Raw genomic sequence first — 15618 nt, forward strand, 5'->3', positions numbered from 1 at the left:
GCGCGCTCAGTGGAAGAAATGACCATACGGCGTCTGCATCATGGCGCCGACGACGACGATCCAGACGATGGTGATGGGGATGAACACCTTCCAGCCCAGGCGCATGATCTGGTCGTAGCGATAGCGCGGGAAGGTGGCGCGGAACCACAGGAAGAGGAACAGCACGAAGCCGGTCTTCAGAAGCCACCAGACGATGCCGTCGGGCAGGAAAGTCACCGGCGACAGCCAGCCGCCGAGGAACATCAGTGTGGTGAGCGCCGAGACCAGGATCATGTTGGCGTATTCGGCGAGGAAGAATACCGCGAACGCCATGCCGGAATATTCGACGTGGAAGCCGGCGACGATTTCGGATTCGCCTTCGGCAACGTCGAACGGCGCACGGTTGGTCTCGGCGACACCGGCGACCAGATAGACGACGAACAAGGGGAATAGCGGCCAGATATACCACTGATGCAGCCCGCCTGCCTGGCCCTGAACGATGTCGACGAGGTTGAGCGATTGCGATGCCATCAATACGCCGACCAGGGCAAAGCCCATGGCGATCTCGTACGACACGATCTGCGCCGCCGAACGCATCGCGCCAAGGAAAGCGTATTTGGAGTTGGACGCCCAGCCCGCGATGATGACGCCGTAGACGCCCATCGAGGTGATCGCCATCACGTACAGCAGGCCGGCGTTGATGTTGGCGAGCACCAGCGTATCGGTGAACGGGATCACCGCCCACGCTGCCAGCGCGGGTGCGATGACGAGAATCGGGCCGAGGATGAACAATCCCCGGCTGGCGCCGGAAGGAATGATGATTTCCTTCATCAGCAGTTTCACCGCATCGGCGATCGGCTGCAGCAGCCCCTGGAAACCGACGCGATTGGGACCGATGCGAACCTGCATCCAACCGATGATTTTTCTTTCCGCGTACGTAAGGTAGGCCACGCCCAGCATCAGCGGCACCACCAGCGCCAGAATCTTGACCAGCGTCCAGACGACGGTTTGAATGGCAGCCCAGTCCATACCCGCCATGAGTCCGGCCTCCATCAGACCGGCTCCGCCGTGATCGGACCGAACATCGGTCCGAGTCCCGCCGTCAGGGGATGACCGCTGGGAATACGCACGCAGGTATCGGGCAACAGATCGTCACGCTGCACTTTCAGTGTCAGGGCGCTAGCGGTCTGACGCACCGAGACGCGGCCGTTTTCCTGCAGTCCCAGCCTGGCGATCAGGCGGCTATGCATGCGCGCCACCGGCAGGGCCGCATCCTGCGTCATCTGCAGCGATGGCGAACGGCGCACCACGGCGTCGGTTTGATAAATCGGCACTTCGGCAACGCGTTCCAGCCCGTCGCCGGGCTGTGGCAATGCGGCCGCCACACTGCCGACCTCGTTGGAAAGGAAAGCCTGTACCGAGCCCGTGGGCGTCTCGCCCAGTGCGTCGCGCAGCACCTCCTTCGAATCGTTGTGGTCGAATCCGGCCAGCCCCAACAGGTTGCCCAGCACGCGCAGCACCTTCCAGGCTGGACGGGTTTCGCCGAGCGGCTTCACCACGGCACTGAAGCTCTGAATCCTTCCTTCGGTGTTGACGAAGGTTCCCGAGGTTTCGGTCCACGGTGCAATCGGCAACAACACATCGGCGTAGTCGAGCGATTTCCCCTTGTAGGGAGACATCACCACGACGAATTCCGCCGCATCGATGCTGGCCATCGCGGATACCGGGTCGTGGGTATCGAGCTCGGCTTCCACGCCCAGCAGCAGATAGGCACGCAACGGCTGGGCCAGCATCTGCCACGCATTCAATCCCTTGATGGCAGGTTGTCCGAGCGGTCCGCATATGGGAATCGCACCAACCGCCACCGCACCAACGCTGTTGGCCGCTTCGCCCAGCACGCCGAAACTAGCGCCGGCGAGCCTCGCCACTTCCTGCGCCAGGGCGTGAATCTGCGAATAGCCGGGATGATGCTGCGCCATGTTGCCGAGAAAGACGGCACGCCCCCTGTCTGTTGCACCCTGGCTGCCGCCTGAAATACTCTCCGCCATCTTGCGCGCGGTATCGTCGACAGCACCATGTGCCGCAATCCCGGGCACCGGCATGTTCTTCAGTTCGGCCAAGGCACGGCACACGCCTGCCAGCGACGTAGCAAGCTGAGACGGCGCGACGATGCGCTTGGCGTGCACCTTGCCGAGGAATTCGTCCTCGTGCGCGTTGATCATATTGAGCTGGCCATGCCAACGAACCGACTCGCGGATGCGATGCGCCATCAAGGGATGATCCTTGCGCAGGTTGGAGCCCACTACCAGCATGCGGTCGAGGCGCGACATGTAGGTCACCGGCATGCCCAGCCAGAAGCCGCCGTGCGCCTTGTCGTCGAGCGAGAAATCCGACTGCCGCAGGCGATGGTCGACGTTGCCGCTGCCAAGGCCGCGCATCAGCTTCTGCAACAGGAAAAGCTCTTCCGCCGGACGATACGGCGTCGACAGCGCACCGATTTGCCCGGCCGGGATCGATTTCAATTTGTCCGCAACATGTTCCAGCGCGGCCTGCCAGGTGGTTTCCACCCATTGCCCGTCCTGCTTGACCATAGGCTGGGTCAGGCGCTCGGGCGTGTTGAGGCCTTCATAGGAAAAACGGTCGCGGTCGGCCAGCCAGCATTCGTTGACGTCCTCGTTCTCGCGTGGCAGCACCCGCATCACTCTGTTGTCCTTGACGTGGACTTCGAGGTTGGAACCCAGGCTGTCGTGCGGGCTGATCGAGGCACGGCGCGACAGTTCCCAGGTGCGGGCGGTGTAGCGGAAGGGTTTGCTGGTCAGCGCACCGACCGGGCACAAATCGATGACGTTGCCCGACAGTTCGGACGCCACCTGGTTTTCCAGGAACGGCATCACTTCGGCATGCTCGCCGCGCCCCGGCATGCCGAGTTCCATCACGCCGGCGATTTCCTGGCCGAAGCGTATGCAGCGGGTGCAGTGGATGCAGCGCGTCATGTCGGTGGCGATGAGGGGACCGAGATTCTTCTCGCGCACCACGCGCTTGACTTCCTGGTAGCGCGACGACGACCCGCCGTAACCCACCGCCAGATCCTGCAGGGTGCATTCGCCGCCCTGGTCGCAGATCGGGCAGTCGAGCGGATGGTTGATCAGCAGGAACTCCATCACGCTTTTTTGCGCATCGATCGCGTATTCCGAACGCGTGTGCACTTTCATGCCGTCAGTCACCGGCGTGGCACAGGCCGGCAGCGGTTTCGGCGCCTTCTCTACCTGGACCAGGCACATGCGGCAGTTGGCGGCGATCGAGAGCTTCTTGTGATAACAGAAATGCGGAATCGTGATGCCGGCCTGATTCGCCGCATCCATGATGGTGTCGCCGCTTTCGACCTGCAGCGCACGTCCGTCAATTTCGATATTGAGCGTAGCCATCGTTATATTCCGTTCAGACCATGCAGCGCTTGTGCTCGATGTGGTGCTCGAACTCGTGGCCAAAATGTTTGAGGAAGCTTTGCACCGGCATCGCCGCCGCGTCGCCCAGCGCGCAGATCGTATGGCCACCTATGTGCCCCGCCACGCTGTTGAGCAGGTCCATGTCTTCCGGCCGGCCCTGGCCGTGCTCGATGCGGTGGATCACCCGGTACATCCAGCCGGTGCCCTCGCGACACGGCGTGCACTGGCCGCACGATTCCTCGAAGTAGAAATAGGACAGCCGTTCCAGCGCGCGCACCATGCACACGGTTTCGTCCATCACGATGACCGCGCCCGATCCCAGCATGGAGCCTGCCTTGGCGATGGAATCGAAATCCATGGTGCAATCCATCATGATGCCGGCCGGCAGTACCGGCGCGGACGATCCGCCCGGGATCACCGCTTTCAATTGGTGGCCGCTGCGCACCCCGCCCGCCATCTGCAGCAGTTCGGAGAACGGCGTGCCGAGCGGTACTTCGTAATTGCCGGGTTTGTTGACGTGCCCCGAAATCGAGAACAGCTTGGCGCCGCCGTTGTTGGGTTTTCCCAGTTCCAGGAAAGCCTGGCCGCCGTGCTGCATGATCCATGGCACCGAGGCCAGTGTCTCGGTGTTGTTGATGGTGGTCGGCTTGCCGTACAGGCCGAAACTGGCCGGAAATGGCGGCTTGAAGCGCGGCTGGCCTTTTTTCCCTTCGATCGACTCCAGCAGCGCGGTTTCCTCGCCGCAGATATAGGCGCCATAGCCATGGTGCGCATGCAGCTGGAAGCAGAAATCGGTGCCGAACAGATTGTCGCCGAGATAGCCCGCCTCGCGCGCTTCCTTCAGCGCGCGCTCGAAGATGTCATAGATCTCGAAGATTTCGCCGTGGATGTAGTTGTAGCCGACCTTGGCGCCGAGCACGTAGCCGGCGATCGCCATGCCCTCGATCAGCTGGTGCGGGTTGTAGCGCAGGATGTCGCGATCCTTGAAAGTGCCCGGCTCGCCCTCGTCGCTATTGCAGACGATGTACTTGTCGCCCGGAAACGCGCGCGGCATGAAGCTCCACTTGAGTCCGGTGGGGAAGCCTGCGCCGCCGCGGCCGCGCAATGCGCTGGTCTTGAGCTCGGCAATGATGGCGTCACCCGGCATCTGCTCGGTCACCACGCGGCGCAGCGCCTGATAACCGCCGTTGGCGACATAGGTCGCGAGCGATGCCGGGTCGTCGAGCGCCTGCGTCCAGCTGCAGACCTGGGAGGTGGGAGCGAGCAGACTCATTTCAGCTTGTCCAGCAACTCGTCCATCTTCTCGGGGGTCAGGTGCGTGTGCATTGCATGGTTATTGTGCAGGCACATCGGCGCATCACCGCACGCCCCCATGCATTCACCCTCTTTCAGGGTGAAACGGCCATCCTCGGTGGTTTCGCCAAAGCCGATACCGAGCTTCTGCCTGAGATGCCCGGCAATCTCGTTCGCCCCCATCAGCGCGCACGGCAGATTGGTGCACACGGTGATCTTGTGGCGGCCCACCGGCTGGGTGTCGTACATGTTGTAAAACGTGGCAACCTCGTATGCGGCAATCGCCGGCATCTCGAGATAGTCCGCGACATACTCGATCAATTCCGGCTTGAGCCAGCCGCATTCGGTTTGCGCGATGCGCAACGCAGCCATTACCGCCGACTGCTTCTGCTCCGACGGGTATTTGGCGACTTCAGCGTCGATCAGCGCAAGGGATTCGGCACTCAGCCGCAGGCTGTTCAAGTCAGGATTGGCCATCAGCGGTCGATCTCTCCGAAAACGATATCCTGCGTGCCGATGATGGCGACGACGTCGGCGATCATGTGACCACGGCTCATTTCATCGAGCGCGGCCAGATGCGCGTAGCCCGGCGCACGGATTTTCAGGCGGTAGGGTTTGTTGGCACCGTCCGACACCAGATAGATGCCGAATTCGCCCTTGGGGTGCTCCACTGCGGCATACGTCTCCCCTTCCGGCACGTGCATCCCTTCGGTAAAGAGCTTGAAGTGATGGATCAGCTCTTCCATGTTCTGCTTCATCGACAGGCGATCGGGCGGCGCAACCTTGTGGTTCTCCACGATGACCACGCCGGGGTTCTTGCGCAGCCAGTCGACGCACTGCCGGATGATGCGATTGGACTGGCGCATTTCCTCGATCCGGACCAGATAGCGGTCATAGCAGTCGCCGTTGGTGCCGACCGGGATGTCGAAATCCATGCGGTCGTAGACTTCGTAGGGCTGTTTCTTGCGCAGATCCCATTCGACGCCGGAGCCACGCAGCATGGGCCCGGTAAAACCCAGCGCCAGCGCGCGCTCGGGAGATACCACCCCGATGCCTACGGTGCGCTGCTTCCAGATACGGTTGTCGGTCAGCAGGGTTTCATAGTCGTCGATATAGGTCGGGAAGCGCTGGGTGAAGTCCTCGATGAAGTCGAGCAGCGACCCCTGACGATTGGCGTTCATCGACTTCAGCGTCGCCTCGTTGCGGGTGTGCTGCGCCTGGTATTGCGGCATGCTGTCGGGCAGGTCACGGTAGACCCCGCCGGGGCGATAGTAGGCCGCGTGCAAGCGCGCGCCGGAAACCGCCTCGTAGCAGTCCATCAGGTCTTCGCGCTCGCGGAAGGCATACAGGAACACCGTCATCGCACCGACGTCGAGCGCATGCGCGCCCAGCCACAGCAGGTGGTTCAGCACGCGGGTGATTTCGTCGAACATTACCCGGATGTATTGCGCACGCTCGGGGACGTCGATCTGCAGCAGCTTTTCGATCGCCATCACGTAGGCGTGCTCGTTGACCATCATCGACACATAGTCGAGACGGTCCATGTAGGGCACCGACTGCAGGAAGGTCTTGTGTTCGGCCAGTTTTTCGGTGGCGCGGTGCAGCAGGCCGATGTGCGGGTCGGCGCGCTGGATCACCTCGCCGTCCAGCTCCAGCACCAAGCGCAGCACGCCGTGCGCGGCCGGGTGCTGCGGCCCGAAGTTCATGGTGTAGTTCCGGATTTCAGCCATTTGAACACTCCGGGACAACACCCATCAATTTAGCGTAGTTGCGGATTTCAGCCATTAGCGCCCCGCCCCGTAGCTTTCGTCGCGCACGATGCGCGGCACGATTTCGCGCGGCTCGATCGACACCGGCTGGTAAATCACCCGCTGCTGGGTTGGGTCGTAGCGCATCTCGACGTTACCGGACAAGGGGAAATCCTTGCGGAACGGATGGCCGATGAAGCCATAGTCAGTGAGGATGCGACGCAGATCGGGATGGCCTTCGAACACGATACCGTACAAGTCGAAGGCTTCGCGCTCGAACCAGTTGGCGGCCGGCCAGATGTCGACCATCGACGCCACTACCGGCAGATCGTCGTCCGGGCAGAACACGCGCACCCGCACGCGCCGGTTGTTGGCCACCGACAGCAGATGCGTCACCACAGCAAAGCGCGCACCGTCCCATGCGCCGTCGCCGTAATCCGAATAGTCCATGCCGCACAGGTCGATCAGCTGCTCGAAGCGGCAGTCGGGATGGTCGCGCAGTGCGAGCATGGCGGACGCATATGCCTGCGGCTTGACGATCAGCGTCAGCTCCCCCAGCCTCTCGGTGATCTGGGCGAGCGCATCGCCAAGAACGTTTTGCAGGCAAACAGAATAGGACTCCAGCGTCGTGGCCATAAGTGACGTCAACGGGCGATGGTGTTGGTACGGCGGATCTTGTTCTGCAACTGGATGATGCCGAACAATAATGCCTCCGCCGTGGGCGGGCAGCCGGGGACATAGATGTCCACCGGCACGATGCGGTCGCAGCCGCGCACCACCGAGTAGGAGTAATGGTAATAGCCTCCGCCGTTGGCACACGAACCCATGGAGATCACCCAGCGGGGTTCGGCCATCTGATCGTAGACCTTGCGCAACGCGGGCGCCATCTTGTTGCAGAGCGTCCCTGCCACGATCATCACGTCGGACTGCCGCGGGCTGGGACGAAACACGATGCCGAAGCGATCGAGATCGTAGCGTGCGGCACCGGCATGCATCATCTCCACCGCGCAGCACGCCAGCCCAAAAGTCATCGGCCACATCGAGCCGGTGCGCATGTAGTTGATCAGCTGGTCGGCCTTGGTAGTAACAAAACCTTGCTCAAGAACGCCTTCGATGCTCATGCCGCCCACTCCGCGCACATCGCGCCTGAACTTGCCACATGCGTGCCGCGGGCGGGCCTCTGCCCAGGATCGATCCGCATGCCATGCACGGGGCTACTCGCCCAGCGATCCAAAGACCTTACTCCCATTCCAGTGCTCCCTTCATCCATTCGTAGATGAAGCCAACGACCAGGATACCGAGAAATACCATCATGGCGACGAAGCCTGCCAGGCCGATTTCCTCCAGCACGATGGCCCAGGGAAAAAGAAAGGCGATTTCCAGGTCGAACAGGATGAAAAGAATGGCAACCAGGTAGTAACGCACATCGAATTTCATGCGCGCGTCTTCGAACGCCTCGAAGCCGCATTCGTAGGGAGAGAGTTTTTCGCTGTCGGGACGGTGCGGCGCCAGCAGACCACCGGCAATGATGGGGCCGATGCCGAAAGCCAGCCCAACCAGAATGAACAACAGAATGGGGAGGTAATTCTCCAGCACCGTGGTCCTCCGACTATGCTCGAGTGCGAGCTATTGAGTGATTATGACCGCAGTGTATTAGCGTCACGCGCCCACTGTCAAGCTGAAAAACTACTGGTTTCCCCTGATTAATCAAAAGCTTACCGCATAGTAACGGCTGATGAATCAATCAGGAAATTTGATGGTGCCGACGGCGAGACTCGAACTCGCACGACCAAGGTCACTACCCCCTCAAGATAGCGTGTCTACCAATTCCACCACGTCGGCCAAAGGGCATGCGCCCGGATTTGCGCTGCTGATTTACTGCGGGATGGCACCCGCTTTCGATCCGGCATTCTGGTCCGCCGGAGCCGGCGTTGCCGGTTGCGTCACGGGTGCCGGCACCGCCGTCCGATCCAGCACACTGGCCGGCTTGTGCTGCTGCAGCCCGAAATAGGCCAGGCCCAGGCTGGTCAGAAAGAAAAAGGTTGCCACAACGGCCGTGCTGCGGCTCAGAAAATTGGCCGAACCGCTGGCGCCGAACAGGCTGCCGGCAGATCCGCTACCGAATGCGGCGCCCATGTCCGCGCCCTTACCGTGTTGCAGCAACACTAGCGCAATGACGGCAAGCGCTACAATGACATGAACGATCCAGACCAGTGTTTCCATAAATTTTGATTCTTACTTGGCGGCTGCTTGGCAAATCGCGATGAACTCGCCGGCAACCAGAGAAGCACCGCCAATCAGGCCGCCGTCGATATCCGGCTGAGCCATCAATTCTGCCGCATTCGCGGCTTTTACGCTACCCCCATACTGAATTACCAGACCCTCTGCCACGCTGGCGTCGAGGGCGGCGATCTTGCCGCGAATGAAGGCGTGCACAGCCTGAGCCTGCTCCGGTGTGGCGGTTTTTCCGGTGCCGATCGCCCATACGGGTTCGTAGGCAACCACCGCTCCGGTCAAGGACGTCACGCCGGCCACCTTGATCACGGCGTCGAGTTGGCGTGCGACGACCGCTTCGGTCACGCCCGACTCGCGCTCGGCCAGCGATTCGCCCACGCACAGGATGGGTGTCAGGCCGGCCGACTGCGCGGCCATGTATTTGCTGGCCACCAGTTCGTCGGTCTCGCCATACAGGCTACGCCGCTCGGAATGACCGACGATCACATAGCGGCAGCCGAAATCGAGCAGCATGGCAGCAGACACTTCGCCGGTAAACGCACCCTTGGCCTGCTCGGATACGTTTTGCGCGCCCCAGGCAATGGATGACCCGGAAAGTGCGGCCTGCGCTTGTGCCAGATATGGAAAAGGAACGCAAACGACCGCCTCGATTCCGGCCAGTGCCGGCTTGAGCGCAGACAGCAACGCGGCATTTTCGGCCAGGTTGCCGTGCATTTTCCAGTTACCAGCTACGAGCTTCTTGCGCATGGGAATCCGCCAAACAAAAGTGCGCGATGGTAAGCGCAACGCGCCCGCCGGTCAACCGGCGGGCGCGTGGTCGCAGAAGGAGCGATCAGCCGAATCGGCCGGTAATGTAGTCTTCGGTCTGTTTTTTGCCCGGCCGCATGAAGATGGTCCCGGTCTCGTTGAACTCGATGAGTTCTCCCAAGTACATGAATGCAGTGAAATCGGAAATCCGCGCCGCCTGCTGCATGTTGTGGGTGACGATGGCGATGGTGTAATCGTTTTTCAACTCGTTGATGAGTTCTTCGATTTTCGCGGTGGAAATCGGATCCAGCGCCGACGTCGGCTCGTCCAGCAGTACGATTTCAGGCTTGACCGCGACCGCGCGCGCAATGCACAGACGCTGCTGCTGCCCGCCAGAAAGCGACAGGCCGCTTTGCTGCAGTTTGTCCTTCACCTCGCCCCACAGGGCAGCCTTGTTGAGCGCCCATTCGACGCGGTCGTCCATCGCGCTCTTGGACATGCGCTCGTACAGGCGCACGCCGAAAGCGATGTTTTCGTAGATCGTCATGGGGAACGGGGTCGGCTTCTGGAACACCATGCCGATCTTTGCACGCACCAGATTCACGTCCTGGTTCTTGTCGAGCAGATTTTTACCATGCACCAGTATCTGGCCTTCGGCACGTTGCCCCGGATACAGGTCGTACATGCGATTGAAGGTACGCAACAGCGTGGACTTGCCGCAACCGGACGGGCCGATGAAAGCCGTCACCTTCTTGCTGGCAATGTCCAGATTGATATTGCTTAGCCCTTTGAAATCGCCATAGAAGAAATCCAGGTTGCGGACCTGCAAGGCAATATTTTCGCCGGTAGGCATGGCTTGATCGGGCATCGGAAAGCTCCGGAGAAATTAACGTTTGTCTTTGTTGCGGAACACCACGCGCACGCCGATGTTGATCATCAGCACCAGCATGGCGATCAACAGCGCCCCGCCCCAGGCCAGGCTTACCCAATTGTCATACGGGCTCAGCGCGAACTGATAGATCACCACCGGCAGGTTACCCATGGGTTCCGTCATATTGGCATTGAAGAACTGGTTGTTCAGCGCCGTGAACAGCAGCGGCGCGGTCTCGCCGGTGATACGCGCCATCGCCAGCAATACGCCTGTCACCACGCCCGACTTGACTGCTGGCAGTGTTACCCTGAGCGAAACCTGCCAGCGCGGCGCGCCCACCGCAAATGCCGCCTCACGCAGGCTGGTCGGCACCAGCTTCAACATGTTTTCTGTGGTGCGCACGACTACCGGAATGGCGATCAGCGCCAGTGCCAGCGACCCGGCCCAGCCGGAAAAACCGCCCGTGGTCGCCACAAATAGCGCGTAGACGAACAGGCCGATGACGATGGAGGGCGCCGACAGCATGATGTCGGTCATGAAGCGGGTGAACGAGGCAAACTTCGAAATGCGCCCGAATTCGGCCAGATAGATGCCCGCCAGAATACCGACCGGCGTCGAGATCAGCATGGAAAACAGCAGAATGAGGCCGCTGCCGACAATGGCATTGCGCAAGCCACCGCCTTCAGTACCCGGCGCTGGCGTATCCTGGGTAAACAAGTCCCAGCTCAATGCGCCAAAGCCTTTGGAAAACAAGGTCCACAAAATCCACAGCAACGCGATCAGACCCAGACTCGTCGCCACCATGGACAGGGTGATGCCGATGCGGTTGATCCAGATACGGCGGGTGTACAGGCTCATCATGATGGTCCCCTTACAGGCCTTCCGTACCCATGCTGCGGCTGATGAGCCAGCGCGAAATCGCCAGCACGATAAAGGTAAGAATGAACAGCACCAGGCCGAGCGCGAACAGCGAAGCGATATGCAGGCCGGGATCGGCCTCGCCGAATTCGTTGGCCAGGGTCGAGGCGATGGAGGTTCCGGGTGCGAACAGGCTGCCGTTGATGCGGTTGGCGTTGCCGATCACGAAGGTAACGGCCATCGTCTCGCCCAGTGCGCGCCCCAGCCCCAGCATGATGCCGCCGATGACGCCGACACGCGTGTAGGGCAGCACGACGTTGCGCACCACTTCCCAGGTGGTGCAGCCGACGCCGTACGCCGACTCCTTCAGTACATCCGGCACGGTCTCGAACACGTCGCGCATCACCGAAGCAATGAAAGGGGTGACCATCAGCGCCAGCACGATACTGGCCGTCAGGATACCAACGCCGATGGGGGGGCCGGAGAACCAGTCGCCGATGACCGGAACATCGCCCAGCAATTCCTGCAGCGGGGGCTGGATATATTCGGCAAACAGGGGCGCGAACACGAACAATCCCCAAATGCCGTAGACGATGGAAGGTATGCCCGCCAGCAATTCGATCGCGGTGCCCAGCGGGCGGCGCAGCCAGAGCGGGCAGGTTTCGGTCAGGAACAGGGCGATGCCGAAACTGATCGGTACCGCAATCAGCAGCGCCAGCACGGACGTCACCACCGTGCCGTAAATGGCTGCCAGCGCGCCGTACTGGTCGTCCGGCACGCTCCAGATGTTGGTCCAGAGGAAAGCTGGGCCGAATACCTTGAGGGTGGGCCAGGCTTCGATGGTAAGCGACACCAGAATACCCACCAGCGCCGCCAGAACGATAAAGGCGAAAAACTGGGTGGAATAATGAAAAAACTTGTCCTGCAACCGGAATCGGCCGACCTGCTTGGCATGCAGGTCGATTCCGGCGGGTGCGCTGGGCTCGCTCACGGTGGGGTGCCTATCGGTTCGATTTTTATCTACGAAAGCAGCCGCCTTGCGGCGGCCGCTTTCGTAGAGCGCCGGGAGCAGCGCGCCACTCCCGGCCAATCATCAAATCAGTCAATCCAGATGTCTTATTTGATGTTTTTCATTTCTGTTTCGACCATCTTCACGACGTTCGGTGGCAGCGCCACAAAACCGAGGTCGGCAGCCATTTTCTGGCCATTGTTCAAGGACCAGGCGAAGAAGTCCACTACGCCTTTCTGCTTGGCGGCATCGCTGCCTTTTTCATACGCCAGCACATACGTGGCCGTGGTGATGGGCCAGGCGTTCTTGTGCGACTGATCGAGCAGGTCAGGCGCCATGCCCTTCACCTTGAAGTCGGCACCGGCGGCTGCATCGGCAACCGACTGCTGGCTCGGCAAAATGTAGTTGCCCGCCTTGTTCTTCAGGGCAGCGAAGGTCATGTTGTTCTTCATCGCATCGGCGATATCCACGTAGCCGATCGCACCCTTGATCTTCTGTACGTTGGCGGCGACCCCCGGGTTGCCCTTGCCGCCAACGGCGTTGGCGGGCCAGTTCACCGTATTGCCGGCGCCCACGTCACGCTTGAATGCCATCGACTGCTTGGCGAGATAGTTGGTGAACGCGTAGGTGGTGCCCGAACCGTCAGAACGGTGCGAGACGGTGATGGCCATATCCGGCAGCGCAACGCCCGGGTTCAGCTTGGCGATGGCGGGAGCGTTCCACTTGGTGATGGCGCCACGGAAAATATCGGCGGCGGTGACGCCGTCGAGCTTCAACTTGCCGGACTCGACGCCGGGGACGTTCACGACGATGGTAACACCGCCCATCACGGTCGGCACCTGCACCAGCTTGGCGGCGTCCAGGTCGGCCTCCTTGACCGGCGCATCGGTACCGCCGAAATCGACCGTCTTGGCCTTGATTTGCTTGACGCCGCCCGAGGAGCCGATGCCCTGATAGTTGACCTGGTTGCCCGTAGCCGCCTTGTATGCTTCAGCCCACTTCGTGTAAACAGCGTAGGGGAAGGTTGCGCCTGCGCCGGTAATGTCGGCAGCCAGGGCGCCCACACTGAAAGCCAGACCCATGGCCGCAGCCAGCGTCCCTTGAGCCAGTTTATTGAGTGTACGCATTGTGTAATATCTCCGGTGTAGTTGACGTTGCCGCATGGGCGACCCGGCCATACTAACGGGCGAATATTACAGATATATTTCAAGCCGGGAAATCACCCGGCTGCAGCAGCGGCCCTCACGACAGCGGCAATTGTTTCAGCCGTATGTCTGACCATATCGGCATCCTGCCCCTCCACCATCACGCGGATCAGCGGCTCGGTACCGGACGCACGCAGAACGACCCGGCCGCTACCCCCGAGGGCAGCCTCTGCCTCCCCGATCGACGCATTGACCGCAGGTACGGCATCCAACCTGAAACCTTTGGCTACTGGCACGTTGATCATCACCTGGGGGTAGGTTTCCAGGTCCGTGGTGAACGCATCCAGCGTCTCGCCCGTCTCGCGTATCGCGCGCAGCACCTGCAGTGCCGAAACGATACCGTCGCCCGTGGTGTGTTTATCCAGGCAGAGGATATGCCCCGAGGTTTCGCCACCCAGCGTCCAGCCGTTGGCCTGCAGGCGTTCCAGCACATAGCGGTCACCCACCTTGGCGCGCTCGAACGGAATCTGGATGCGGGCCAGGGCATGCTCGGTGCCGAGATTGGTCATCAACGTACCCACCACGCCGCCCTTCATGTAGCCGGTCTGGATGCGATGGCGCGCGATGACGTAAACCAGCTGGTCGCCATCGTATATCCGCCCCTTCGCGTCGGCCATCATCAGGCGGTCGCCATCGCCGTCGAGCGCAATGCCGAGATCGGCACGATGCGCACCCACCGCGTCCGCCAGCGTCGAGGTGTGCGTGGCACCGCACTTTTCGTTGATGTTGTATCCGTTCGGCTCGTTGCCGATGGCGATCACTTCGGCGCCCAGTTCGTGCAGCACATGCGGAGCAATATGATAGGTCGCACCGTGCGCACAGTCGACCACGATACGCATCCCGCGCAGATCGAGGTGATTGGGAAAGGTGCTCTTGCAAAACTCGATATAACGCGCTGCTGCATCCTCGATCCGGCGGGCACGCCCCAACTGGCGCGCTTCGACCGTGTTGATGGGAAAATCCAGCCGCGCCTCGATCGCTTTCTCCACGCTGTCCGGCAGTTTTTGCCCGCTGGCAGAAAAGAACTTGATGCCGTTGTCTTCGAACGGATTGTGCGATGCCGAGATCACCACTCCGGCCTGCAGACGCAGCGCGCGCGTCAGATAGGCCACCGCAGGCGTCGGCATCGGCCCGGTCATCAGCACATTCACGCCGGCAGCGGTCAAGCCGGCTTCCAGCGCGGCTTCCAGCATGTAGCCAGAAATGCGGGTGTCCTTGCCAATCAGCACGGTCGGGTGTTGATTCGGCGGCAGACTGCCCCGGTCGGCCACCAGAACCTGTCCGGCAGCGTAGCCCAGATGCATGACAAACTCCGGCGTAATGGGCGGCTCGCCCACCTTGCCCCGCACGCCGTCGGTGCCGAAATATTTACGTCCCATCCTGTTGTTCCTCCACTGCATTCCATACCGCCAGCGCATCCCGCATGGCGGCCACATCGTGTACCCGGAGCAAGCGCGCACCGCGTGCCACGGCAGCCAGATGCGCCGCCACTCCGGCAAATTCGCGCGCCTCGACGGTACGCCCGGTCAATGCACCCAGCATGGATTTGCGCGACATCCCGGCCAGCACGGGCACGCCCGTTTCTGCCAGGCAGTGCAGGTGCTTGAGCAGGGCCACATTGTGTTCCAGCGTTTTGCCAAATCCGAAGCCCGGATCGATCACCAGCCTCTCACGGCTTATGCCCGCTGCTTCGCAAACCCGTATCCTGTCCTGCAAAAACCGCTTCACGTCCCCGACCACATCGGCATAACGGGGCGCATGCTGCATGCTCTGCGGCTCACCCTGCATATGCATCAGGCACACTGCTGCATCGGACAGCATCACTGCCTCCAGCGCGCCGGGCGCACGCAAAGCCATCACATCGTTTACCATGGCTGCGCCTGCGTCGAGCGCAGCCCGCATCACTTCAGGCTTCGTGGTGTCGATCGATACCACACAGCCGCACTTGGCAAGCGCCTCGACCACTGGCCGTACCCGGCGGATTTCCTCATCGGCAGGCACGGCCGCTGCGCCCGGGCGGGTGGACTCCCCGCCGACATCGAGGATATCGGCGCCTTCTTCCTGCAGCTTGAGGGCATGCTCGATCGCGGCCTGCGCGTTGTCCAGCCGCCCTCCGTCCGAAAACGAATCAGGCGTGATATTGACGATACCCATGACAAGGGGACGTGCCAGCGAGAGGCGGTGCGGACCGGCGCGGAGTATGGGCATGAAAATAGAGGGGTCAAAG

The 15618-nt window shown here is 61.4% G+C and carries 16 protein-coding genes and 1 tRNA gene; all 17 read right to left on the bottom strand.

Annotation, left to right across the window (positions count from 1 at the left end):
- Positions 1-6 precede the first annotated feature (6 nt).
- The 17 genes from nuoH to folP all read right to left on the bottom strand — a co-directional run bounded on the left by nuoH (position 7) and on the right by folP (position 15599).
- Positions 7-1032, bottom strand: coding sequence for an NADH-quinone oxidoreductase subunit NuoH (gene nuoH / locus B059_RS0106105; RefSeq protein ID WP_018077363.1), 1026 nt, complete (start codon positions 1030-1032; stop codon positions 7-9).
- Positions 1032-3404, bottom strand: a complete 2373-nt coding sequence (gene nuoG, locus B059_RS0106110; protein ID WP_018077364.1) for an NADH-quinone oxidoreductase subunit NuoG — start codon at positions 3402-3404, stop codon at positions 1032-1034. The genes nuoH and nuoG overlap by 1 nt, the downstream gene beginning before the upstream one ends.
- A 13-nt stretch (positions 3405-3417) precedes the next feature.
- Positions 3418-4698: an NADH-quinone oxidoreductase subunit NuoF gene (gene nuoF, locus B059_RS0106115; RefSeq protein WP_018077365.1), complete on the bottom strand. Its 1281-nt coding sequence runs from the start codon at positions 4696-4698 to the stop codon at positions 3418-3420.
- Entirely contained in the window at positions 4695-5195 is a 501-nt protein-coding gene (gene nuoE / locus B059_RS0106120; protein WP_018077366.1) for an NADH-quinone oxidoreductase subunit NuoE, read from the bottom strand. Before nuoE ends, nuoF begins: the two co-directional genes overlap by 4 nt.
- Positions 5195-6448, bottom strand: coding sequence for an NADH-quinone oxidoreductase subunit D (locus B059_RS0106125; protein ID WP_018077367.1), 1254 nt, complete (start codon positions 6446-6448; stop codon positions 5195-5197). Before B059_RS0106125 ends, nuoE begins: the two co-directional genes overlap by 1 nt.
- Before the next feature lie 54 nt (positions 6449-6502).
- Entirely contained in the window at positions 6503-7102 is a 600-nt protein-coding gene (locus B059_RS0106130) for an NADH-quinone oxidoreductase subunit C (RefSeq protein ID WP_018077368.1), read from the bottom strand.
- Positions 7103-7110: 8 nt separating this feature from the next.
- The gene (locus B059_RS0106135) at positions 7111-7587 is read right to left on the bottom strand and encodes a NuoB/complex I 20 kDa subunit family protein (RefSeq protein ID WP_018077369.1); all 477 of its coding nucleotides are present in this window, start codon (positions 7585-7587) and stop codon (positions 7111-7113) included.
- 118 nt (positions 7588-7705) lie between these two features.
- The gene (locus B059_RS0106140; protein ID WP_018077370.1) at positions 7706-8062 is read right to left on the bottom strand and encodes an NADH-quinone oxidoreductase subunit A; all 357 of its coding nucleotides are present in this window, start codon (positions 8060-8062) and stop codon (positions 7706-7708) included.
- Positions 8063-8223: 161 nt separating this feature from the next.
- Positions 8224-8308, bottom strand: a tRNA-Leu gene (locus B059_RS0106145).
- A 33-nt stretch (positions 8309-8341) separates the two neighbouring features.
- Positions 8342-8689: a preprotein translocase subunit SecG gene (secG, locus tag B059_RS0106150; RefSeq protein ID WP_018077371.1), complete on the bottom strand. Its 348-nt coding sequence runs from the start codon at positions 8687-8689 to the stop codon at positions 8342-8344.
- A 12-nt stretch (positions 8690-8701) separates the two neighbouring features.
- Complete coding sequence (gene tpiA, locus B059_RS0106155) at positions 8702-9448, bottom strand: triose-phosphate isomerase (RefSeq protein ID WP_018077372.1); 747 nt, start codon at positions 9446-9448, stop codon at positions 8702-8704.
- Positions 9449-9533: 85 nt separating this feature from the next.
- On the bottom strand, positions 9534-10316 hold the full coding sequence (gene pstB / locus B059_RS21220) for a phosphate ABC transporter ATP-binding protein PstB (protein ID WP_018077373.1): 783 nt from the start codon (positions 10314-10316) through the stop codon (positions 9534-9536).
- A gap of 18 nt (positions 10317-10334) precedes the next feature.
- Positions 10335-11180, bottom strand: coding sequence for a phosphate ABC transporter permease PstA (gene pstA, locus B059_RS21225; protein WP_018077374.1), 846 nt, complete (start codon positions 11178-11180; stop codon positions 10335-10337).
- A gap of 10 nt (positions 11181-11190) precedes the next feature.
- Positions 11191-12168: a phosphate ABC transporter permease subunit PstC gene (pstC, locus tag B059_RS0106170; protein WP_038058302.1), complete on the bottom strand. Its 978-nt coding sequence runs from the start codon at positions 12166-12168 to the stop codon at positions 11191-11193.
- Between the two features lie 125 nt (positions 12169-12293).
- Positions 12294-13313 carry a phosphate ABC transporter substrate-binding protein PstS gene (pstS, locus tag B059_RS0106175; RefSeq protein ID WP_038058226.1) on the bottom strand — a complete coding sequence of 340 codons (1020 nt, stop codon included), beginning with the start codon at positions 13311-13313 and terminating at the stop codon, positions 12294-12296.
- Positions 13314-13405: 92 nt separating this feature from the next.
- A complete protein-coding gene (gene glmM, locus B059_RS0106180) occupies positions 13406-14770 on the bottom strand; it encodes a phosphoglucosamine mutase (RefSeq protein WP_018077377.1) in 1365 nt (454 codons plus the stop codon).
- Entirely contained in the window at positions 14760-15599 is an 840-nt protein-coding gene (folP, locus tag B059_RS0106185; protein ID WP_018077378.1) for a dihydropteroate synthase, read from the bottom strand. The genes glmM and folP overlap by 11 nt, the downstream gene beginning before the upstream one ends.
- Positions 15600-15618 lie beyond the last annotated feature (19 nt).

Origin of the sequence: Thiobacillus denitrificans DSM 12475 (assembly GCF_000376425.1) — a bacterium.
Taxonomy (GTDB): Bacteria; Pseudomonadota; Gammaproteobacteria; order Burkholderiales; family Thiobacillaceae; genus Thiobacillus; species Thiobacillus denitrificans.